This is a genomic window from Serratia sp. Tan611, from assembly GCF_905188235.1.
GTDB classification, from domain to species: domain Bacteria; phylum Pseudomonadota; class Gammaproteobacteria; order Enterobacterales; family Enterobacteriaceae; genus Serratia_B; species Serratia_B rhizosphaerae.
Genome location: NZ_LR994655.1, coordinates 3,254,755 through 3,276,996, shown reverse-complemented (window position 1 = coordinate 3,276,996; position 22,242 = coordinate 3,254,755). Strand labels below are relative to the sequence as shown.

The window sequence follows — 22,242 nt, the reverse complement described above, 5'->3', positions numbered from 1 at the left end:
CGGTGCGTCAAGACAGGGCTTGCGAATCCGCGACGCTGCGGTAAGGTTATTCGTCTATTTTGGCCGTTTGCTCCTTCCATTTATTGTACTGAGACCGTTATGCATATCACTTTACGTCAGTTGGCCGTCTTCACCGAGGTGTTGAAAAGCGGCTCCACGACCCAGGCATCGCAGGTCTTGGCGCTGTCCCAGTCGGCGGTGAGCGCCGCGCTGGCCGATCTGGAAGGGCAACTCGGCGTGCAGCTGTTCGACCGGGTAGGCAAGCGGCTGGTATTGAATGAGCACGGCCGTCTACTGTATCCCAAGGCGCTGGCGCTGCTGGAACAGGCGGGTGAGATTGAGCAACTGTTTCGCCACGACGGCGGGGCGCTGCGCATTGCCGCCAGCAGCACCATCGGCAACTATATGCTGCCGGCGATGATGGCGCGCTACCGGCAGGATTTTCCGGCCACGCCGCTGGAGCTGAACGTCGGCAACAGTCAGGACGTGATTAGCGCGGTGGCGGATTTTCGCGTTGACCTGGGGCTGATCGAAGGGCCGTGCCATATGCCGGAACTGGTGACTCAGCCCTGGCTGGAGGATGAGCTGGTGGTGTTTGCCGCGCCCGACAACCCGCTGACCCGGCAGCCGCTGACCCTGACGGCACTGGCCGAAGCGCCGTGGATCCTGCGCGAACGCGGTTCGGGAACGCGTGAAGTGCTGGACCATCTGCTGCTGGCGCATCTGCCGCATTTCCAACTGGTGATGGAGCTGGGCAACTCTGAGGCCATCAAACATGCGGTGCGTCATGGCATCGGTATCAGCTGTCTGTCACGCCGGGTGATCGCCGAACAGCTGGCGAGCGGCGCGTTGGTGGAACTGCCGGTGCCGCTGCCGCCGATGATCCGTACCCTGTATCTGATCCATCATCGCCAGAAGCATATCTCCAACGCGCTGCAGCGTTTTCTCAGCTACTGTTTGCCGCCTGCCGAAGCATAAAAATCTGTGTTGCGTCACATAACTGACAGGAAGTCAGGGTATTAGGGGTGTTGCTAATAATTGCCTCTGAATTATGAAGCTATCTTATATCACTGGAATGTTACTAGTGCGCCGGCGGGTATTTGCTACAATCCGCCCTCAATTTTTGGACGAGCAGATAGGGTAAGAATGGCTCAGCAGGATATAAAAACATCGGGGCAGCAAGAACCCGGACTCCGCCGCGAGTTAAAAGCGCGGCACTTAACCATGATTGCCATCGGCGGCTCTATCGGTACCGGTCTGTTTGTCGCCTCCGGCGCTACCGTTTCACAGGCCGGCCCCGGCGGGGCGTTGCTGTCCTATGCGCTGATCGGCCTGATGGTCTACTTCCTGATGACCAGCCTGGGCGAACTGGCGGCGTTTATGCCGGTGGCCGGTTCGTTTTCCACCTATGGCGCCAAATATGTGGAAGAGGGCTTCGGCTTCGCGCTGGGCTGGAACTACTGGTACAACTGGGCGGTGACCATCGCGGTCGACCTGGTGGCCGCGCAGCTGGTGATGAGCTACTGGTTCCCCGATACGCCGGGTTGGATCTGGAGCGCGCTGTTCCTCGGCGTCATGTTCCTGCTGAACTACATTTCAGTAAAAGGGTTCGGCGAAGCGGAATACTGGTTCTCACTGATCAAGGTCACCACCGTAATTATCTTTATTATCATCGGCATTCTGATGATTGTCGGCATTCTGAAAGGCGGCGAGCATGCCGGCTGGCAGAACTGGAGCATCGGCGACGCGCCGTTTGCCGGCGGTTTCTCGGCGATGATCGGCGTGGCGATGATTGTCGGTTTCTCATTCCAGGGGACTGAGCTTATCGGCATCGCCGCCGGTGAGTCGGAAGATCCGGGGAAAAACATCCCGCGGGCGGTGCGTCAGGTGTTCTGGCGTATTTTGCTGTTCTATATCTTTGCGATCCTGATCATCAGCCTGATTATTCCTTATACCGATCCGAGCCTGTTGCGTAACGATGTCAAAGACATCAGCGTCAGCCCATTCACGCTGGTGTTCCAGCATGCCGGCCTGCTGTCGGCGGCGGCGGTGATGAATGCGGTAATCCTGACGGCGGTGCTGTCGGCGGGCAACTCCGGCATGTACGCCTCGACGCGTATGCTGTTTACCCTGGCGCGTGAGGGCAAGGCGCCGCGCATTTTCGGTAAACTGTCGAAAGGCGGCGTGCCGCGCAACGCGCTGTATGCCACCACGGTGGTGGCCGCGCTGTGCTTCCTGAGCTCAATGTTCGGCAACCAGTCGGTATACCTGTGGCTGCTTAATACCTCCGGTATGACCGGCTTTATCGCCTGGCTGGGGATCGCCATCAGCCACTATCGTTTCCGCCGCGGCTATATGCTGCAGGGGCATGATCTGAATGCGCTGCCGTATCGTTCCGGTTTCTTCCCGCTGGGCCCGGTCTTTGCCTTTATTCTGTGCCTGATCATCACGCTGGGGCAGAACTATCAGGCCTTCCTGGAAGACAAGATCGACTGGTACGGCGTTACCGCCACCTATATCGGCATTCCGCTGTTCCTGATCATCTGGTTCGGCTATAAGCTGGTGCGCGGCAGCCGTTTCGTGAAGTACCGCGATATGGAATTCCCGACGTTTAAATAAGGGTTGTTGCGGAACGCGGCGTTATGCGCCGCGTTCTTTTACTCTTTGTCCCGCCTGACATTTTTCCTTTTCTGATGCATACATCGTTACAAATTCCTCCTCACGCGGCATAGTCATCGACGTGATTGATAAGTATTATCGTTTGCTCTATTGTTGACGTCCGCAGCATCCCCGAAATGATGCTTTCCAGATTCTTTTATCGCCGCCGCGGGCGGTGATGTCGTCGTAACAGGTACCCGAAATCATGAGCGTAACCACCGATCCTTTACCCGACGCGAGCGGCAAATCCGGCGTCCAGGTTATGGGGCGTTATCAGCATATCCTCCGCCACCGTTTATTGATTATGGGCGTGCTGGGAATCGCGATAGTGGCTTCGCTGGTACTGGATTTCACCATGGGGCCGTCCGGCCTGTCCTTATCCAGCCTGTGGCAGACGCTGATTCATCCGGCCAGCGCCGACGCCGGCACGCGGGTGATCGTCTGGGACATCCGCATGCCTTATGCGCTGATGGCGGTGGTGGTCGGCCTGGCGCTGGGGCTGGCGGGGGCGGAGATGCAGACCATTTTGAACAACCCGCTGGCGAGTCCCTTTACCCTTGGCGTGTCATCGGCGGCGGCCTTCGGCGCGGCGCTGGCGATCGTGCTCGGCATCGGCCTGCCGGGGATCCCGGACCAGTGGTTTATTTCGGCCAACGCTTTTATCTTTGCGCTGCTGGCGGCGCTGATGCTGGACGGCATCACCCGCTGGACGCGGGTGGCGACCTCCGGCGTGGTGCTGTTCGGCATTGCGCTGGTGTTTACCTTTAACGCGCTGGTGTCGATGATGCAGTTTATCGCCAGCGAGGATACGCTGCAGGGGCTGGTGTTCTGGACCATGGGCAGCCTGGCGCGCGCCTCATGGGAAAAGCTGGGCATCCTGCTGGCGGTGTTCGCCGTACTGCTGCCGCTGTCGATGATGAGCTCCTGGAAACTGACCGCACTGCGTCTGGGTGAAGACCGCGCCGTCAGCTTCGGCATTGACGTACGCCGTCTGCGACTGACCACGTTGCTGCGCATCAGCATTCTCTCCGCGCTGGCGGTGGCGTTTGTTGGGCCGATCGGCTTTATCGGCCTGGTGGCGCCGCATATCGCGCGCCTGATTTTTGGTGAAGATCACCGCTTCTATTTACCGGCCAGCGCGCTGATCGGCGCGCTGGTGCTGTCGATGGCCTCGGTGGCGTCGAAAAACCTGGTGCCGGGCATCATTATTCCGGTCGGCATCGTGACCTCGCTGGTGGGGGTGCCGTTCTTCCTCAGCATTATTCTGCGTCACCGGGGGAACGTCTGATGAGCCAGGGGCTGCGCATTGAGCATTTTTCCGCCGGCTATCCCAAACGCCGGGTGATTAACGACCTGTCGGTGCCGCGTCTGGCGCGCGGCGATATTACCGTGCTGCTGGGGCCGAACGGCAGCGGCAAATCGACCCTGCTGCGTTCGCTGGCCGGCCTGAACCCGGCGCAGGGCAAGCTGTGGCTGGATGATAACGATCTGATGGCGATGCCGTTCGCCCGTCGCGCCGAACAGGTGGTGTATCTGCCGCAGTCGCTGCCGGCCGGGGTGCATCTGCACGTGCTGGAGTCGATTATCGTCGCCCAGCGCGCGTCCGGCGGCCGCAGCAATGCCGGCAGCGAAGCCGAGGTGATGGCGCTGCTGGAACAGTTGGGGATCGCCCATCTGGCCCTGAGTTATCTGGACCAACTCTCCGGCGGGCAGAAACAGCTGGTGGGGCTGGCGCAGTCGCTGATCCGTCAGCCTTCGCTGCTGCTGCTGGATGAACCGCTGAGCGCGCTCGATCTGAACTACCAGTTCCACGTGATGGATCTGGTGCGGCGTGAAACCCGCAAGCGTAATATCGTCACGGTGGTGGTGGTACACGATATCAATATCGCGCTGCGTCACGGCGACCATGTGCTGATGCTGAAGGACGGCGACCTGATTGCCGATGGCGTGCCGGAGGCGGTGATCACCCCGCAAAGCCTGGCGCAGGTGTACGGCGTGCGCGGGCGTATCGAGCGCTGCTCGCAGGGAACGCCGCAGGTATTGATTGATGGGTTGGTGAAGGCGCCGGTGATTTGATTATCTTGAAAGTGACCATTAAAGGTTATACTGGCTCCGGGATTATGATATTAAATAGTATTATTCTTTATAGATTAACCATGGGTAATACAGGGATTAAATGGTTGCTGTGATCGGTGGCTGGTGTGTTACTAGCCATGTATACTTTTAGTAATTATCCATTACAAGGAGGTATGATATGTCGCGTTTTTTAGCCCCGGGATACTGTATTGTCGAGCAGGCAGGGACATTATCCTTCCAGACAAATATGCTATTTCGCCATCGTATGTCTTCAGCATCGAAGCTATTCATGCAGCTAAATGCAGATTCTCCATGGCTGAAACCAGGGCAAGTTTTAATTGTTGCTGACCCCGCCAGAGATATCCCACAGAATACACTACGGCTTTTACGATTGGCAAAACAGCATGTAAATAGAAATATCAATGAATTAAGTTGTGATGAGTCTGGGTTTTTACAAAAAAACTATGGAGTTATTGCTGCATTGACAAGCGTTGGAGATAAACTTTTTGGAACAGTCAGTGATGCTGGGAATAAATATTTTTCTCATATTGAAAACGCTCTGAGGAAAATTGAAATAAGCTATCAGAACCAATACCGTTCTCAGGGAACCCTTGTTAGTCAACAATTCTATGTCGAACGGGCGGCTTTATTTAATGAATTGAAAGGATTAATTAATAAACCAGTTCTGCAACAGCTGACCCGAAGGGCAGTAAAGATAATGCCTTATGAAAGCATGAAGAGAGCACTTAATTTATCAAGTAAATCAATAGTGCATGAGTGGTCAACGGTAGGTGTCGGTGCGATAAAGGGTTATTCAACGTACCTCGATAGCGCAGCTCGAGCGGCTAAATTTTTAAAAGCCGGGGGATATGTCGGGATTGGGCTTTCTTTTGCGAATACAACTAATGAAGTAACTCACTCCTGTACCGTTGGACGTAAAGAAGAATGTCCGAAGGTAGCTGTTCGGGAATATTCGAAATTCGGACTCAGTACCATTGGTTCTATTGGCGGAGGAACCGCCGGGGCTTTTGCTGGAACGGGGGTGTGTATTGCTTTAGGTGCGATCAGCGCTCCCGCCGCAGGTGTCGGAGGCTTTGCATGTGCTGCTATTGGCTCTTTAGTTGCAGGTTATGCTGGTGGTAAAGCTGGGGAAGCAATGGGTGATTTGCTTTTCTAAATAATTAAGGTGGCAATATGGAGCTTGACGCTAAATCAGTAGGTGCTATTTTTGCGTGGTTGGCTATCGCGCTGTTTATCTGTTCATTTTTTTATTTTGGTATCAAAAAGAAAAAATATACGGAGCTGATTGAGCTATACAAGGCTAATGGTTTTTCTTTCCCTGGCCTTTACGCTTTCTTTTCACTGGCTGGTTTTTTTGGTTGTTTTCCTATGGCTTTATACTTTAAACGTTTATTGGCGGGAAATAGTGTTCGTATGGATGATGGTGGAAACATACCTTTGGCCGCTTATCGTTTTATCAAGTCTCAACCTACGGCTCTAACTGGTTGGGTGCATAAGTTGTATTACCTCTGGTTGTCAAGCATGCTGTTTTTCGTACTGGCGGCGATTTGCGCCGCCTTGGTTAGTTTTTCCCCCGACTGATATTTTTGTTCCTCTCTGATGGGACAAGGGAGATCAATACGCGATAAAAAGGCCCGTTGCCGAGCCTGATATTACCATCAGAAGTTATAGCTCATCCCTACGGTATAGCGACGGCCGTCCAGCGTGGTGTTGTAGTGCTCGTAATCCACGGTTTTATCGAGGATGTTATATACCCCGCCGGTCAGCTGCAGGTTTTTCGCCGCCTGATAGCTGACGCCGACGTCGACAAAGGTATAGGACGGCGTGCTTTTGGCCATCGAGGTGCGGCTCAGGTACTCCGAGGTTTTACTGCGGAAGTTGACGCGGGTCCACACATCGAGATCGTGCGCCGCCTGCCAGTCCAGCACGGTGTTGAACATATGTTTCGGCATCTGGTTCAGCGGCTGGCCCTGGAACTGGCCGCTTTTCTGTTCCGATTCGGTATAGGTATAGTTGGCGGTCAGCTGCCAGTCTTTGGCGATCTTCCAGCCGGCGGTGGCTTCTACACCGCGCATATTGGCCTTGTCGACGTTGACGCGGTCGCTGATAAAGTCGTAATCGGTGCCGCCGAGAGAGCAGCCCGGCTCATCCTCGCAGCGTCTGACTTCGGTGATCTTGTCTTTGAAGTCGGTGTTGAACAGGGTAATCCCGGCGTTCAGATTTTGCTGGTTATCCCACAGCAGGGCGATCTCTTCGCTCAGGCTCTTTTCCGGCTTCAGGTCCGGGTTGCCGACAATCATGCCTTTGCTCGACCCGCCGCCGGTGGCCTGGCCCCAGCTGGCTGACGACTGGCGCAGATCCGGCGAGCGGTAGCCGGCGGAAACGCCGCCCTTCAGCGTCCACTGCTCGGCCAGATGCCAGACGCCGTACAGGCGCGGCGTCCAGTGGCTGCCGTAGTTTTGGTCGCGGTCCATACGGATGCCGCTGGTCAGGCTGAAATCATTGGTCATTGCCCATTCATCTTCGGCGAACAGCGCCCAGCTCCAACGGGTCAGCTGGTTGACGCCCTGCGCAGATTCCAGCTGGTTGCCGCTGTCGCTCAGTTTTTCATAGCGGTACTGGCCGCCGATATTCAGCATATGGTCACCCAGCGCGAACTGATTCTGGGTATTGAAGATGGTGTTGTACATCTTCATGTTGCGGCCCGGGTTGTTGGTCTCTTCACGCTGGATATAGCTGGTGGTATTGCCGATATCGTAATAGCCGTTGTGCGTCAGCGAGTAGTTGGTGCGGGTATACAGGCTGTCGCTTGGCTGGTTGGGTTTACAGCTGCCTTTGCGGCAGCTTTCCGTCGCCGTGGATTTGCCCGGCGTGCTGTTGCGGTCCTGCAGCGAGCGGCCGACTTCAAACTCAAACTCATTCTGCTCATCCGGCGTCAGGCTGAAGACAGCGGTACCGCTGCGCATGCGCTGTTCATTATAGCCGTTGACGATTTTGTCTTCGGCGCGGTGGGACAGCAGGCCGTTGACGCGCAGGCCGAGCAGGCCTTCAATCAGCGGGCCGGAGGCGTAGGCGTTGGTCTGGTACAGGTCGCCGGAGTCGCGGTTTTCCTGGAAGGTGGCGTCGGCGTGCACCGAGCCGCGCCAGCCCTGCGTGGTGGAGGTTTTACGGGTGATGATGTTAATCACGCCGCCCATCGCGTCGGAGCCGTACAGCGAGGACATCGGCCCGCGCACCACTTCGATGCGTTCGATGGCTTCCAGCGGCGGCAGCCAGCCCTGCTCAATCCCGGCGTTGTCGCTGTTAGGGCGGGTGCCGCGGGTATCCACGCGTTTGCCATCGATCAGAATCAGGGTGTATTTGGACGACATGCCGCGGATGCTGATATCGCTGCTGCTGCCGCCGCCGGTGACCACCACGCCCGGCACGTCTTTCAGTGCGTCGGTCACGTCGCGATAGGCTTTATTTTCGATCTGCTGACGTGGGATCACCGAGATGGAGGCGGCGGAATCCTGGATCTTCTGTTGGAAACCAGAAGCGGTGACCACCATGGTGTCTTGCGCGCTTTCCGGATCGGCGGCGAGGGCGGCCTGGCTGGTGAGCGCGGCGATAATGAATGCGGTGAGTTTGTTATAGCTTGGCTTTTCCATGAAATAGCAATTCCTGGCCCAGAGCGGCAGAACAACGTTGTCTGCCAAAAGAGTAAGTACAAATGAAAACCCATTAAATTCCGGGGAATTCAATGGCCCGCGTGAAAACGTGAGGCTATTGTAAGGAAATAATAGAGAATGTAAATGCAAATGATAATCCGTATCATTTGTATATTTGATCAGGGTTTTTGATACGGTGCAGTGCGTGGCGCAGAGACGTAGGCAGCAATACGGCGGCCCTCTTCAGCAGAAGAGGGCGCAGGCAGGGCAGAGATTTAGAAGGTGGTAGGGGTATGGGCGCTGATGATGCGGCACTCGCGGGCCGAAGTATTGCTGAAGCTGTGCGGGATGCCGGTGTTGATGGCGTAACTCTGGCCGGCGCTGAGCGGGTAGCTCTGGCCATTAATCGTCAGAATAATTTCGCCCTCCAGTACGGTGCCAATCTCTTCGCCCTGATGCTTGATTTTTTCCCCGGTGGTGGAGCCGGGCTGATAGGTTTCCAGCATCATCGCCAGGTTACGCGTCGGGCTGCCGTTATGCACCAGTTTCATCGAAACGCCCTGGCTGCCGATTTCGATCAGCTCTTCCGCCTCGATCACCACTTTCGGCTCATCCGGCCGCTCCGGCTCGGCAAAGAACTCGGACAGCGACAGGTCATAGACCTTCAGCAGTTTTTGCAGCGTGCTGATCGCCGGGCTGACCTTGTCCTGCTCAATGGTGCTGATGGCGCTGTGGGTCAGGCCGGACAGCTCGGCGACCCGCCGCTGCGACAGGCCTAACTGCTGACGGATTTGCGACAGGCGCTTTCCTGGCGCCAGGGGGATTTCGCTCATAGTGGTACTTCCTTCTGGTGGCTGCGACAGGCAGAGATAAAACCGTTATACGGCGGGAATGCGCCGCACGATTGTGATATCCCGGATATCAGATGTATCCATCATACGGAGGAAAGGATGGAAAATATATTGCCCATGCTTGTCTCCGATAAGACGGCAAGAATATAGATGAAAACGACGTTAACGGTTTTATTGGTGCAGCTGATGAAAAATCATGCGCCATTGTAACATTCGCTCCCTTACTATGTTAATAGTATGTTTCTCTTTGCGGCCGTTATTTTGAGCGCGGAGCGCGGGACGGGCAATTTGCCGCGCAGCTACGCACCGTCGTCGGCGATTGGGTGTTGAAAAATGATTGAAAGGGTGTAAGGTAAAACCTAAGAAACAACTTAAGGTGATGTCAGCCGCTGAAATATCCATCTAAACGAAGGATTTTAGTGCGATCGCCAAAAAGAATTTGCAGTTGGAGGGCTTCTGGATCTTGTCATCCAGAGGTTTTCTGATGCAAAATACCCGTAATGCAGAGATAGCCGACGTTTTAAAGCGTCGGTTATTTTTTTGCATCTAGTTTTGTAAACCGAGCGTTTCATACACAAGCGAGGCCGGACTCCGAGCCGGATAGATAAACAGTTTTGTGCACGATCAACCAAAAACTTCATTGGTCGTGACTCATGAGGAAAAGAAAGATGGGGCAATTTTTCAATACAGCACCGGTGCCCGCCGGTTTCCGCTGCACCCGCGGCGATTACGGACCAGCAGCCAAGGTTTCCTTGATGCATATCCCAGCTCCCCTTACCCCTCTTTTAGAATTAAGTCGCCTGTTGCGAAGTTTCCCCGCAACCTTGAGTCTTAGCGTGTCTACTCTCCGCAAGTCTGAAGGTAAGGGGGGGCTGAACAATGTCCGATAATATCGTCAGCGCCGCTCCGGCACAGCGCACTCAACTGCGTAAAACCCTTACTCTGGTACCTGTGGTCATGATGGGCTTGGCTTATCTGCAGCCGATGACCATCTTTGATACCTTTGGCATTGTTTCCGGCCTGACCGACGGTCACGTCGCCACCGCCTACGCCTTCGCGCTGCTGGCGATTTTGTTCACTGCGCTCAGCTACGGCAAACTGGTGAAGAAGTTCCCATCGGCCGGTTCTGCTTATACCTATGCGCAGAAGGCGATCGGGCCGCACGTCGGCTTTATGGTGGGCTGGTCATCGCTGCTTGATTACCTGTTCATGCCGATGATCAACATCCTGTTGGCCAAAATTTACCTGGAAGCGATCTTCCCGGGCGTGCCGTCGTGGATCTTTGTTGTGGCGCTGGTGGCGCTGATGACGCTGTTCAACCTGCGCGGCATCAAGCTGGTGGCGAACCTGAACTCCATTATCGTGGTGGTGCAGGTGGCGATCATGGTGGTGTTCCTGGGGCTGGTGATCAACGGCGTGTATCACGGCGAAGGCGCCGGTACGCTGGTGAGCAGCCGTCCGTTCTGGTCCGACAATGCGCACGTGGTGCCGATGATTACCGGCGCGACCATTCTGTGCTTCTCATTCCTCGGCTTTGACGGCATCAGCTCGCTGTCTGAAGAAACCAAAGACGCAGAGAAGGTGATCCCGAAGGCCATCTTCCTGACGGCGCTGATTGGCGGCGTGATCTTTATCGTGGTGTCTTACTTTGTGCAGCTGTACTTCCCGGACATCTCCCGCTTCAAGGATCCGGACGCGTCCCAGCCTGAAATCATGCTGTACGTGGCCGGCAAGTTCTTCCAGTCGGTGATTCTGGTGTTCTCCTGCGTGACCGTTCTGGCATCCGGTATGGCGGCGCACGCCGGCGTATCCCGCCTGATGTATGTGATGGGCCGCGATGGCGTGTTCCCGGAGCGTTTCTTTGGCTATGTGCATCCGAAATGGCGTACCCCGGCGATGAACGTGCTGCTGGTGGGGGCGATCGCCCTGTCTGCGGTGTCGTTTGACCTGGTGACCGCGACGGCGCTGATCAACTTCGGCGCGCTGGTGGCCTTCACCTTCGTTAACCTGTCGGTGATCTCGCAGTTCTACATCCGCGATAAGATGAACCACGGAGTTAAAAATACCGTGAACTATCTGATTCTGCCGGTGCTGGGCGCGTTGACCGTCGGTGCGCTGTGGCTGAACCTGGAAAGCAGCTCGATGACGTTGGGCCTGGTTTGGGGCGCTATCGGCCTGATCTATCTGGCGTTCGTCACCCGCAGCTTCCGTCTGCCGGTGCCGCAGGCGAGTGAAGACGTGGCGTAAACGGTAAGCGTTACCGCTGAATAAAAAAGGGCTGAACAGTGTTCAGCCCTTTTTTGTGCCCGCAGATTGGCGGATGAAATCAGCGCATTTCCAGCCGCGGGATTACCGACATGCCGACGCGCAGGCGCGCGACGTCGCGCTGGTTCGGTTCCAGCTGGATTTTCACCGGCAGGCGCTGCACCACTTTGGTGTAGTTGCCGGTGGCGTTGTCGGCGCTGATGGCGGCAAAGGTGGCGCCGGTGGCCGGTGCGATGCTGTCGACGTGGCCGCGCAGGGTGACGCCGGGCAGGGCATCGACGCTGATGGTGACCGGCTGGCCGCGGCTGACGTTAGACAGTTGGGTTTCCAGGAAATTGGCCAGCACATAGCTCTGCTCAAGCGGCACGACCGCCAGCAGCCGCGTACCGGCGCTGACCCAGGCACCCTGACGCACCGCCCGCTGGCCGATCATGCCGTCGATAGGCGCCACGATGCGGGTATAGGAGAGGTTCAGACGTGCCTGATCGACGCTGGCCTGCGCGGCGGCGATATCGGCGGTTGCCTGCTGCCGGCTGGCTTGCAGCACGCCGACTTGCTTGCGTGCGGATACGACGGCGGCCTGATTCTGCTTAACCTGTGCGGCGGCGCTCTGCATCGAGGAGGCGGACTTCAGCTGTTCATCGGCCGAAATGGCATGGCTTTTCAGCAGGCGGCGGTAGCGCTCGGCATTTTGACCGGCGTAGTTCAGCGTTGCCTGGCTGGCGCTGACGGCCGCTTCGGCCTGGGCGATATTGGCCTGCTGCTGTTCCAGCTGGGCCTGAATGCTGGCCAGCTTGGCCTGACTGAGCTGCAGGCTGGCTTCGGCGGTTTCCAGCGCGACGCGGTAATCGCGGTCATCGATCGTCGCCAGTACATCGCCGGCTTTAACCTGTTGGTTGTCCTCGACGTTGACGCTGCGGATATAGCCGGACACCTTGGGGGCCACCAGCGTATAGTCGGCGGTGACCACTGCATCGGTGGTGCTGTAGTCGTGACGGTTGCTGAATGACCAGATGGCAAAGGCGCAGGCCAGCAACAGCAGCAGTAGCAGCGCCAGGATGAATGTCCGTTTGGCAGGTGTAAAACTCATAGTTATGGTCTCGATGTTTTAGGAGCTAAAGGTAACAGCGTTTGTGGCGGATAGACGCGTTTTGGCAGCCAGAGGGTCAGCAGTACCAGCAACAGCGCGCAGCCGATGATCAGTAAATAGGCATCGCTGATGCCGAGGATCAGCGCCTGATGTTTCACCAGCGTTGAAAAATGGCCGAGGTTTTCCGCCGAACTGACGGTGCCGTCGGGCAGCAGCGGCGTACTGTAGCCGGCGCTGTCACCGGTGGCGGCGGTCATCAGCCATGGGCGGTTGCCCAGTTGGTCGACCAGAATGTGTGAATGGAACTGCTCGCGCCGGTTGAGGAAGTGGGTAACGAATACGCCGGCCGCCACGCTGGAAAAACCGCGCACGGTATTGAACATGGCGGAGGCGAACGGCCCTTCCGGCGGCGCCACCACGCTGGTTGAGCCCATCAGGATCGGCAAGATCATCATCGGCTGGCCGAACGCCTGCAGCGTCTGGATCAGCCAGAAGTTCTGCCGCGCCCATTCGGCGGTCAGCTGCATGCCCAGCAGGCAGGAGAGCATCATCGCGCCGGCGCCCAAGGCCAGCATCCAGCGGCTATCGACCCAGCGCCAGTTCAGCAGCATGGCGATAAACGGCGCGATAATCAGCTGCGGCAGGCCGACGGCCAGCGCCAGCGGCGCAAACTGGGTGGTGCGGAACCCTTCCACCTGTGCGAAATAGGCGGACGGCAGTGACGAGCCGGACAGCGACAGCGTCAGCACCGCGGCGAGCGCCAGCAGGCCGAAAGCCAGGTTTCTGCGTTCCAGCATCTGCAGCTTGAACAGCGGTAGCGGATGGAACCACTCGTTAATCAGGAAAACGACCAGCAGCGCGGCGGAGGCCAGCAGCATGGCGCCGATCAACGGCGAATTCAGCCAGTCCAGCCGTTCCCCCTGGGTGAGCGCCAGGATCAGCAGTGCAATCCCGCTGCAGCCGGTCAGCATGCCGAACAGATCGGCCTGCTTCAGCCGCTCCAGTCGCAGCGGGTCCTGCGGCAGTCCCCAGCCTATCAGCGGCGCGGCGATCAGACATAGCGGCACGGCCTGCCAAAAGGCGAACTGCCAGCCGACGCTGTCGGTCCACAGCGCTGTCAGCGATGCGGCGACGTTAGGCCCGAAGGTGGCGGTCAGCGCATAGGCGGCCAGACCGTAGAGTTTAATTTTGGGCGGCAGAAAGCGCAGCGCCACCGTCATCAGCAGCGGTGGCAGTGCGCCGCCGAACAGTCCCTGAATCACCCGCAGGGTAATAAACGGCGCGGCGCCGGTGGCGAAGGGCTGCAGTATGCCCACCGCAGCGAAGCCGGTGATGACGATCAGGGCGAAGCGCCGCAGGGAAAAGGTGACGGCCAGCCAGGGCGCTACCATCATCGCCGCCACTTCGGCGGCCTGATAGGCGGAGGTGATCCAACTGCCCGTGTCATAATCAATACCGATCGCCGCGCGGATATCCGCCAGCGCCAGACTGGAGATACGATCGTTCAATCCGGACGTCAACGCGGCAATCAGCACGCCGACTAACCCCAGCGCTAAACGCAGGGTAAAAGGGTGCGGCGGCGGCGCGGCCGCAGGCTGGGTTGTCATATGAGTACTCCAGAGAGGGGAATTAATCGATGCGGTGTACTGTATTGTGATACAAGTCGCGATTTATATTATATTGTGATGCATTGTATTGCAATGTGGTACAGTGCGCGCGTCAAAGTATGAGTGTTACAATGGACGTGAACCGCACGAAAAGGGAAAGTGTTATGTCTGAATCGCCAATAGCCCGCGACGACGAAAGGACGAGGGGTATTCAGGTCATCGCTCGCGCAGCGAAGATCCTCAACGCGTTGGGCGAAAAGCCAAACGGTATGAGTCTGGGCGAGATCGCCCAGCGGGTCGATCTGCCGCGTTCTACGGTGCAGCGTATTGTCGGCGCGCTGGACGATGCTCAACTGGTACGCAGCCACGGCAGCGTCGGCGGGGTACGTCTGGGGCCGGCGCTGCTGCGTCTGATTACCAACGTGCATACCGACGTGGTGGCGATCGCCCAGCCCTGGCTGCAGGCGCTGAGCGATGCGACCGGGGAAACCGTGTCGCTGGCGCGGGCCAACGGCCTGCAGCTGGCGGTGGTGCACTATATTGTTGCCGAGCGCGAGCTGCGCGTGGTGCCGCGGTTGGGTATGAACCTGCCGCTGTACAGCACCTCCGGCGGCCGGGCGCTGCTGGCGCTGGATAACGACGATGCGGCCCGCACGCTGCTGGGTGAGGCCTACCCGGCGATTACTGATTTAACGGTGCGTGATTTTCCCGCGCTGATGACGCGTCTGGCGGAGATTCGCCGAACTGGGCTGGCTTACGATCGCGGTGAGACGCTGGAAGGCATTTCCACTATGGCGGTGGCGATCGACACCATCCTGGGGCGTTTCTCCATCAGTCTGTTGATCCCCGGCCCGCGCCTGCAGAAAAATGAGGCGCATTACCGGACTGAAATTCTGAAGTGCAAAGAGGCGCTGATCGATGAAATCGGCAAGGCGGCGCTGCGTGATGAATAGGAGCCTGAGATGAAAACGTTGTTGGTGGCGGTGGATAATTCGGACGCGACGCAATATGTGCTGGCCCTGGCCGCCGAACAGGCGCGGGCGCTGCAGGCGCAGGCGCTGGCGGTATGCTGCATCGATGCGGGTTACGCGCTGGTTGTGAACGGCGATGAAGAAGGCGGCGAAGATCCGGCTGACTTTGCCTATGCCAATGACGAGCAGCAGGCGGCCGAAACGGTGGTACGGCAGGCGCTGGCGGTGCTGAGCGAGGCCGGTGTCAGTGCCAGCGGCAAGGTGCTGGTCGGCGAGCCGGCGGAAGCGATTGTCGCGGAAGCGAAGGCGCAGAAGGCGGCGATGATCGTGATGGGGCGTCGCCAGATGTCATCCTTTAACCGCCTGTTGAAAGGTTCGTGCAGCGTGGCGGTGATTGAACATGCGCCTTGCCCGGTGCTGATCGACGTGCGCATTGACGAATAACCTGCGGTGGGCCAGGCCCACCGCACTCCTGCCTTACCCGACCAGCTGCTTACCATAATCAAACAGCGCTTTTAGCTGCGCCATTTTGGCGTTGTCGCCTTCATGCAGGTTATACAGCGCTTCCAACTGCAGAATATAGGCCTGCACCCGCTCGGCGTTGAGCACTTCCCGACGGTGCTGCAGCCAGCGTTGTTGTTCGGCATCGTCCAGCGTGTTCGGATAGTTGCGTGCGCGGTAGCGGAACAGCAACTCCTTCATGCGGCCGTCGCCAAAGGCCAGATCCAGCGCCGGCAGGTTTTGCGGCTTGGTTTGCAAAATGATTTTCATCGCCGCTTTATCGGCATCGCTGAAGAAACCATCGTACAGTTTGGCGTCGACGTCATCGGCCGGGGTGAAGGGCTCCGCTTCGGCATACAGCGCTACCACTTTCTCGCGGACTTCCGGGTGCTGACGCAGAATCTGCAGGTTATCCAGGCAGGCCTGGCGATCGATGCCCAGCCGTTCGGCATTTTCCGGCAGCAGGGTTTTGGCCGGCGCCAGCACCGGGCATTTATTGATATGCACCAGTTTGATCGGCGCCGGCGGCTGATCGGCCGCCAGCTGGTCGCGGCGGGTATATAAACGTTCGCGCAACTGATCGGCATTCAGATCCAGCAGCGGGGAGATGTCGCCGGCCAGATCGCAGACGATCACCGCATTTTTATTCTCCGGGTGCCAGGCCAGCGGCGCGATCCAGCTGGTGTTGCTGCGTGCCGCGCCGAACATGCCGGAAACGTGCACCAGCGGCGTCATCTCGGCAATGTCGATCAATGCATTCAGCTTGTGCTTGTTGCGGTGCTGCAGCAGGTAGTCGAACAGGCGCGGCTGCGCCTGCTTCAGCAGCTTGGCCATGGCAATGGTGGCATACACGTCCGACATTGCGTCGTGCGCTTGTTCATGTTCGACGCCGTTGGCGCGGGTCAGGTGCTCCAGACGGAAGCTGGGGAAGCCCTCGTCATTTTCCGGCCAGACAATTCCCTCTGGCCGCAGGGCGTAACAGGCGCGCATCACATCCAGCAGATCCCAGCGTGAATTACCGTTTTGCCAGCTGTAGGCGTAAGGATCGTGGAAGTTGCGGTAAAAAATATTGCGGCTGACCTCATCATCGAAACGAATATTGTTGTAGCCGAGGATACAGGTGCCGGGAACGCTGAAGGCTTCGTTGATCTGACGGGCAAACTCGGCTTCGCAAACGCCTTTGGCCAGCGCTTCCTGCGGCGTAATGCCGGTAATCATCACCGCTTCCGGATCCGGCAGGTAGTCATCCGCCGGGGTGCAGTAGATCACCAGCGGCTCTTCGATGATATTGAAGTCCATATCGGTGCGCACGCCGGCAAACTGGGCCGGACGATCCAGCGACGGACTTTTGCCAAAGGTCTCATAGTCGTGGATGTAAAACGTATTCTGTCTGCTGTTGTTTTTCACTGTCTGAGCTTGTCCGCGTTTGTCATCTGATTGACAGATTTAAAGGTGTTTCACCCTGTTGATCCGCTGCGTTTGCTACATGGTAAACCATCTTCGGGCAGTCCAGAAGGGGAATGCGGCCGGTTTTGCTGCGCAGGTTCAGTCTAAAAGAAATTATCGATAGGCTGCATGGTTCAGCGCTCGAACATTGGTAGGAGGGCCTTTGAAGTGTCTGAGAGGTTCATCGCGCTATGGAATATGAAACCATTCGGGTATGTGCATGAGTAGACCTCCTCCAAGTATTGAAAACGACTCATGGGATTTTTGAAGGCTATGAGGCAAGACTATCAATAAACATAAGGGTAAAACCAACGGAAATTAAAGTGGCCGCTACCATATGCATACTATAATACCTATTTATCCATGCCTTCAAAGGTTCGGGTAATGATTGCACATATTCATAGGAGATTTTTGGCATTTTGGTACCCCTCCCCAACTTAATGGTTTTATTTTTGAGAAGCTTCCTGAAAAATCCAACGACAAATAGGCTTGTAAAAAAACCACCCTTGGAATAAACAACGTAAACATCCGGCATGATAAGATCACTGGATAAATACCGGGATAAAACCTCCTCATATCTTTTCTTTGTGAAACCGAAGTACACCATAATAAATATGAAAAAAGTAGTACCAGAGAAACCAAGCACTGTCCCGAGAAACATTAAATAGAAACTCATTGGCGATATCTCATCATTATTTTTAAACAATATCGGCAGCGTAATCACTATACTTTCTGCCCATATAGCCGTTAACAGCCCTCCTACCAGATAGCAATAATGGTTTTAGTCTCCGTCACGAGATAGGTAGCCAGTCGGGTAGATACATCAGCACCCCTCCCAAGAGCATTGAAAATGACCAGATTAAAAAGAGGTGAAAGTAGCGTTTAATCCAACGTGTTTCACTCTCTGGTAAAGCATTGACAAAATCGTAAGATTCATTCCCAAGGTACTCATTTTTGGACAGTTGAATGCGCTTTCGGGTCAGAAGCTGCCAAAAAAATATGGTAACGATCATGCTGCCAAAATATCCCGCAGAAGCGGCAAGCATATCAAATCGCCTCATAAACAAACCATGTGATAAATATTTTGAAATCGTGTTGTTATAATCTTTTTTTATGTAAGAAAAATAGGCAATGCTAAAAATAAAGAGCAACATCCCTAGGAAGGCTATTATTGTACCAAAATTTCTAACTGCATCACTCATAATTTACCTATGTTACTTAAACAAGATATCGGCCATACCGCGTCCTACACCTCTACCAATAGCTTCACCTGCGGTGGTCCCAGCGTATGCTCCAATACCACTGCCTATGATGGCACATGCTACGCCGGCACTACCGGCCATAGGGGCACTGATAATTCCTAAGGCAACACAAACTCCACCCCCAGCCAGAGCTCCCCAGGTACCTCCAGCTGAACCTAATCCTACTCCGCCAACAAAGGCGCCGTATTCTTTGAAGGCAACATGACCGCATTCATTCTCGCGGCCGGTTGTACAGGCATGATACACGTCATTGGTCGTGCTGGTCGCTGATATTGCCAAACCCACCCATCCAGCATTCTTCATAAATTTAATGGCTCTGCTGGTTCCATCCAGATAAGTCGAATAACCTCTAATCGCGCCCACCCCAACCGTAGACCACTCATGGACAATTGAGCGGCTTGACAAATTCAGGGCGCTTTTGATGCTGTCATACGGACGCAGATTCAGGATTTTACGCGTTAGTCGGCTGAATACAGGTTTATCCAGCATCACTTTGAGTTCCCCAAACAGGCGATTCCGTTCGACAAAAAACTGCTGTCCAATCAGCGTACCTTGGGTGCGGAACTGGTTCTGATACGTAGCTTCTACTTTTCGCAATATTTCATCAATTCGTTCAAAGTAGCGTTTCCCTGAATCACTGGCGATGCCTAATCCGGTGCTGCTGCCATTAAGTATGGTGGCGAGAGTGTCGTAATTGCGCTGCAGAAATGTCGCTTGTTCGGCATCCACCTGCGCCATCGCTTTATTCACCTGGTTTTTGGCCCGGCGTAAATGGTGTAGGGCTGGGCCTTGGTGGGGGTTGTGCGGATCGGCAACGATCAGAATATGTCCCGGCTTCACCCATGGAGTATCGGCATTAAGCTGCAGGTAATAGCGGGCGGCTTCGCTGTTTGGGTTTCTGAACAGCATGTTTGCCTGCGAAGTGAGCGAACCAGGGGTTTCAACAACGCAGTAACCAGGTTCAATCCGTTGACGGGGAGGTAAGGCCATGGGGTGACTCCTTGTCATAGTCGATAGGGACTTTTAGCCTATGTACCTTAAACTAACCTTACCTAATATTTCAACGGCTACAGGTCGCTAACCAGCCACTGATCGGCTTCTTCAAACATCTCTTCCAGCAGGCGGTTCAGTTTTTCTTTGTCGCTCTTGCTGACATCCGTATTCAGGCCGTTGGCCTGCATGGGTTTTACCCTCACTTCGGCATCGGGAAAAATCTTGTGCACCCGCCTTGTCAGTTCGTCCTTGATAATCCCGGCCGCGCCCGGCAATCCCTGCACATTACGTTGGTCAAAAATCAGCTCTACAAACATATCATCATCTTTAGGTTACTGTGATTGTGTACAGTATTCTTATCCGTAAGGTGTCTTTCCGTCAAGCAGAGCAGAGCGCACATGCCTCTATGCGTAGATAAAAGAGAGCCAGGAAAAGAGCGGATGATGAAATAGGTTTAATTTCAATGCATTATTCTTAACATGTCGGATGCTTGGCAACGCTGTTTTTTTGCTCGGCGTAGCTTCCTGGCTGGTGATGATGGTCATTCAACGTGCAGAACGTGCCGATGATTGCTGTCCAGAACAGGGCGCACATCAAGAGTACCGCTGACCAGACTTTTTGGTTGTAACTCATAGTGGTTCCGAAATAAAAGGGAAAAATCACGCGTATTAAGACAGAGATAATATAAATAATCCTTCAACGAACCGATTAAATATCTTGAGTGTGAATATAAGAGTGTAACTAAAGATATTGTATGGATTTCAGTTCAAACCTTAATGAAGCCTTAACGGCGATATTTATTTTCTCTCCGCATAGTTGATTGATGATGCGTTTAATTATTGCCATTTAAAATCCGTTTTATTCTATCCTTCTACGAGTAAAACGAAATGAAAACTTTGTTGCTGACAGGTGCTACCGGCTTTCTGGGTGGTGCGGTTCTGGAAAAATTATTAATTGAAAATCAGCAGGTAAACTATCTGCTTCTGGTGCGTGCGGAAAATAAAGAGCAGGGATTGGCACGGATTAAAAATAATATGGCCAAGTTTAACCTGACGCCTGAAGTATTAGATAGAATTACACCGGAAAGTATTTTGTTGGGGGATTTGGCCGACGCGGAAAGTTTCCTGAGCGATGTGCGCTTGAATAATGTGACGCACGTGATTAACTGTGCGGCGGTGGCGTCATTTGGCAATAACCCGCTGATCTGGAAAGTTAACGTTGAGGGTACGCTGGCACTGGCCAGCAGAATGGCGCAGGTGGAAGGGCTGCAGCGTTTTTTACACGTCGGCACCGCCATGTCCTGTACGCCGGAACCGGGCACGCTGGTGGCAGAAAGCGGCGAGTTCGCCGAAGACGCCGAGCATCTGGTGGAATACACCCGTTCCAAATCTGCCATTGAACAGCTGATGCGTCAGCAACTGCCGCAGCTGCCGTTGGTGATTGCCCGGCCGTCGATCGTCGTCGGCCACACGCGCCTTGGTTGCCAGCCATCCAGCAGCATTTTTTGGGTATTCAGCATGGCGCTGATGCTGCGCAAATTTATGTGTTCGCTACAGGACAAAATTGACGTGATCCCGGCGGATTACTGCGCCGATGCGTTGGTGATGTTGCTGAACGGCGAACGGCTGGAGAACGATGTGTACCATATCTCCGCCGGGGCGGAGCGCAGCGTCAGCTTTGCCGATATCGACCGCGCCATGGCCAGCGCTTTGGAGCAGGCGCCGGTTGGCGAACACTATGCGCAGGTCAGCTATGAGGCGCTGGTGAAGATGCGCCGTCAACTTAAGGATATCTTCGGCCCGTGCAACGAACGGCTGATGCTGAAAGCGATGCGCCTGTACGGCTCGTTCGCCATGCTCAACGTGCGTTTTAGCAATGATAAACTGCTGAAGCTGGGGATGCCGCAGCCGCCGCGTTTTACCGATTATCTCGCACACTGCGTGGCCAGCACCCGCGGCCAGTCGATTCCGCAGCAGATGGCGGTGGACTTCAAATAAGCGCGCTTACCAGGATGAGGATGACCAGAACACCCGGCCGAGCACCACCAGCTGATCTTTACGCTGCTGATAGCTGAGGTACTCATCCTGGTACTCCTCACGGTTCAGCGAGCGGATAATCACGCCGCCGTCCGGCTGCTCCAGCAGCACTTTGACACGCAGGAGATTGCCGTGGCGGATGGCGTAGGTTTTGCCTTCACGGATGCGTAAATCGTCGGTATTGATACCGACCACGTCACCGTCCTGCAGGCGCGGCTCCATGCTGGAGCCGGAGATGCGGATAATCCGCGCGGCATTCACCGGTACGCCCATCTTGTGCAGATAGTAGCGGCGGAAAATCAGCGAAAATTCTTCGCGGTCGACGATTTCATAGCAGCCGTCGCCCGCAGAGAAATCGATATCCAGCAGGGGGATCTCCACAAACTCTTCCTTGTCCTGGTTGGTGTCTTCCCACACCACCGGCTTCAGGCGGGCAGGCTGAAAGTCTGACGCCGTATCGACGTTATCAAAGGGTTTGGCCAGCTGCTTTTCATGGAAAACATCGAACCAGCCCTTGGGTAAATTCAGCCTGGCTTCAATTCGCCTGGCGAGGTTGTCGCCAAGATTGCGTGAAGATTTGTCCCCGATAATTTGGCTCAGCGTGGGCGCGGAAGACTCCACCAGGGCGGCGAACTCGTTCTGGTTGGTGCCGTTGCGTGCGTAGCGGGCCATCAGGTCGCGCAAATTATTGCGTCTTATTTCTTTGGTTTCCATGGGCGGATAATCGCACTCTTTAGCAAAAAGGTAAATATTTTATCCGCTAAAAACGCTTGCTAAAAATTTAGCGTTTAGCTAAAAATAAAGCGTGGTGATGT

The 22,242-nt window shown here is 55.5% G+C and carries 20 protein-coding genes; 10 read left to right on the top strand and 10 right to left on the bottom strand.

From position 1 onward, the window contains the following. Positions 1 to 99: 99 nt before the first annotated feature. From yieE to TAN611_RS15500, 6 genes are all read left to right on the top strand, one after another. Positions 100 to 978 (top strand): DNA-binding transcriptional regulator YeiE, encoded by an 879-nt coding sequence (gene yieE / locus TAN611_RS15525; protein ID WP_105231845.1) that lies wholly within the window; start codon positions 100 to 102, stop codon positions 976 to 978. 168 nt (positions 979 to 1,146) lie between these two features. After that, entirely contained in the window at positions 1,147 to 2,619 is a 1,473-nt protein-coding gene (locus TAN611_RS15520) for an amino acid permease (protein WP_105231844.1), read from the top strand. 244 nt (positions 2,620 to 2,863) lie between these two features. Next, the gene (locus TAN611_RS15515) at positions 2,864 to 3,946 is read left to right on the top strand and encodes an iron ABC transporter permease (protein WP_105231843.1); all 1,083 of its coding nucleotides are present in this window, start codon (positions 2,864 to 2,866) and stop codon (positions 3,944 to 3,946) included. Further along, positions 3,946 to 4,734: an ABC transporter ATP-binding protein gene (locus tag TAN611_RS15510; protein WP_197949951.1), complete on the top strand. Its 789-nt coding sequence runs from the start codon at positions 3,946 to 3,948 to the stop codon at positions 4,732 to 4,734. Before TAN611_RS15515 ends, TAN611_RS15510 begins: the two co-directional genes overlap by 1 nt. Positions 4,735 to 4,912: 178 nt before the next feature. Next, positions 4,913 to 5,911, top strand: coding sequence for a hypothetical protein (locus TAN611_RS15505; RefSeq protein ID WP_187044403.1), 999 nt, complete (start codon positions 4,913 to 4,915; stop codon positions 5,909 to 5,911). A 17-nt stretch (positions 5,912 to 5,928) separates the two neighbouring features. After that, on the top strand, positions 5,929 to 6,336 hold the full coding sequence (locus TAN611_RS15500) for a hypothetical protein (RefSeq protein WP_105231841.1): 408 nt from the start codon (positions 5,929 to 5,931) through the stop codon (positions 6,334 to 6,336). Between the two features lie 77 nt (positions 6,337 to 6,413). Here TAN611_RS15500 and TAN611_RS15495 read toward each other — a convergent pair whose 3' ends face one another. Together TAN611_RS15495 and puuR are read right to left on the bottom strand one after the other, a co-directional pair. Then, on the bottom strand, positions 6,414 to 8,405 hold the full coding sequence (locus TAN611_RS15495) for a ligand-gated channel protein (RefSeq protein WP_187044404.1): 1,992 nt from the start codon (positions 8,403 to 8,405) through the stop codon (positions 6,414 to 6,416). Positions 8,406 to 8,680: 275 nt separating this feature from the next. Continuing rightward, the gene (gene puuR / locus TAN611_RS15490; RefSeq protein ID WP_105231839.1) at positions 8,681 to 9,238 is read right to left on the bottom strand and encodes an HTH-type transcriptional regulator PuuR; all 558 of its coding nucleotides are present in this window, start codon (positions 9,236 to 9,238) and stop codon (positions 8,681 to 8,683) included. Positions 9,239 to 10,135: 897 nt separating this feature from the next. Here puuR and TAN611_RS15485 point away from each other — a divergent pair. Next, complete coding sequence (locus TAN611_RS15485) at positions 10,136 to 11,503, top strand: APC family permease (protein WP_105231838.1); 1,368 nt, start codon at positions 10,136 to 10,138, stop codon at positions 11,501 to 11,503. Between the two features lie 79 nt (positions 11,504 to 11,582). On the opposite strand, the gene TAN611_RS15480 is transcribed toward TAN611_RS15485, so the two are convergent. Both TAN611_RS15480 and TAN611_RS15475 read right to left on the bottom strand, forming a co-directional pair. After that, positions 11,583 to 12,611, bottom strand: coding sequence for an HlyD family secretion protein (locus TAN611_RS15480; protein WP_105231837.1), 1,029 nt, complete (start codon positions 12,609 to 12,611; stop codon positions 11,583 to 11,585). A 2-nt stretch (positions 12,612 to 12,613) separates the two neighbouring features. After that, positions 12,614 to 14,218, bottom strand: a complete 1,605-nt coding sequence (locus tag TAN611_RS15475) for an MFS transporter (protein ID WP_187044405.1) — start codon at positions 14,216 to 14,218, stop codon at positions 12,614 to 12,616. Between the two features lie 164 nt (positions 14,219 to 14,382). Here TAN611_RS15475 and TAN611_RS15470 point away from each other — a divergent pair, with 164 nt between their 5' ends. Further along, complete coding sequence (locus TAN611_RS15470; protein WP_105231835.1) at positions 14,383 to 15,171, top strand: IclR family transcriptional regulator; 789 nt, start codon at positions 14,383 to 14,385, stop codon at positions 15,169 to 15,171. A 9-nt stretch (positions 15,172 to 15,180) separates the two neighbouring features. After that, positions 15,181 to 15,633, top strand: coding sequence for a universal stress protein (locus TAN611_RS15465; RefSeq protein WP_105231834.1), 453 nt, complete (start codon positions 15,181 to 15,183; stop codon positions 15,631 to 15,633). 33 nt (positions 15,634 to 15,666) lie between these two features. Here TAN611_RS15465 and sbcB read toward each other — a convergent pair whose 3' ends face one another. From sbcB to TAN611_RS15440, 5 genes are all read right to left on the bottom strand, one after another. Beyond that, the gene (sbcB, locus tag TAN611_RS15460) at positions 15,667 to 17,097 is read right to left on the bottom strand and encodes an exodeoxyribonuclease I (protein ID WP_160030564.1); all 1,431 of its coding nucleotides are present in this window, start codon (positions 17,095 to 17,097) and stop codon (positions 15,667 to 15,669) included. An 830-nt stretch (positions 17,098 to 17,927) separates the two neighbouring features. Next, positions 17,928 to 18,338, bottom strand: a complete 411-nt coding sequence (locus tag TAN611_RS15455) for a hypothetical protein (RefSeq protein ID WP_111736761.1) — start codon at positions 18,336 to 18,338, stop codon at positions 17,928 to 17,930. 12 nt (positions 18,339 to 18,350) lie between these two features. Beyond that, positions 18,351 to 19,388: a hypothetical protein gene (locus tag TAN611_RS15450; RefSeq protein WP_111736762.1), complete on the bottom strand. Its 1,038-nt coding sequence runs from the start codon at positions 19,386 to 19,388 to the stop codon at positions 18,351 to 18,353. 77 nt (positions 19,389 to 19,465) lie between these two features. Next, entirely contained in the window at positions 19,466 to 19,708 is a 243-nt protein-coding gene (locus TAN611_RS15445; protein WP_105231830.1) for a DinI family protein, read from the bottom strand. Between the two features lie 157 nt (positions 19,709 to 19,865). Then, positions 19,866 to 20,024, bottom strand: coding sequence for a hypothetical protein (locus TAN611_RS15440; RefSeq protein ID WP_172606270.1), 159 nt, complete (start codon positions 20,022 to 20,024; stop codon positions 19,866 to 19,868). A gap of 254 nt (positions 20,025 to 20,278) precedes the next feature. On the opposite strand from TAN611_RS15440, the gene TAN611_RS15435 reads away from it, so the two are divergent. Further along, the gene (locus TAN611_RS15435) at positions 20,279 to 21,388 is read left to right on the top strand and encodes an SDR family oxidoreductase (protein WP_203066705.1); all 1,110 of its coding nucleotides are present in this window, start codon (positions 20,279 to 20,281) and stop codon (positions 21,386 to 21,388) included. Between the two features lie 6 nt (positions 21,389 to 21,394). On the opposite strand, the gene TAN611_RS15430 is transcribed toward TAN611_RS15435, so the two are convergent. Then, positions 21,395 to 22,141: a S24 family peptidase gene (locus TAN611_RS15430; RefSeq protein ID WP_105231828.1), complete on the bottom strand. Its 747-nt coding sequence runs from the start codon at positions 22,139 to 22,141 to the stop codon at positions 21,395 to 21,397. Positions 22,142 to 22,242: the final 101 nt, after the last annotated feature.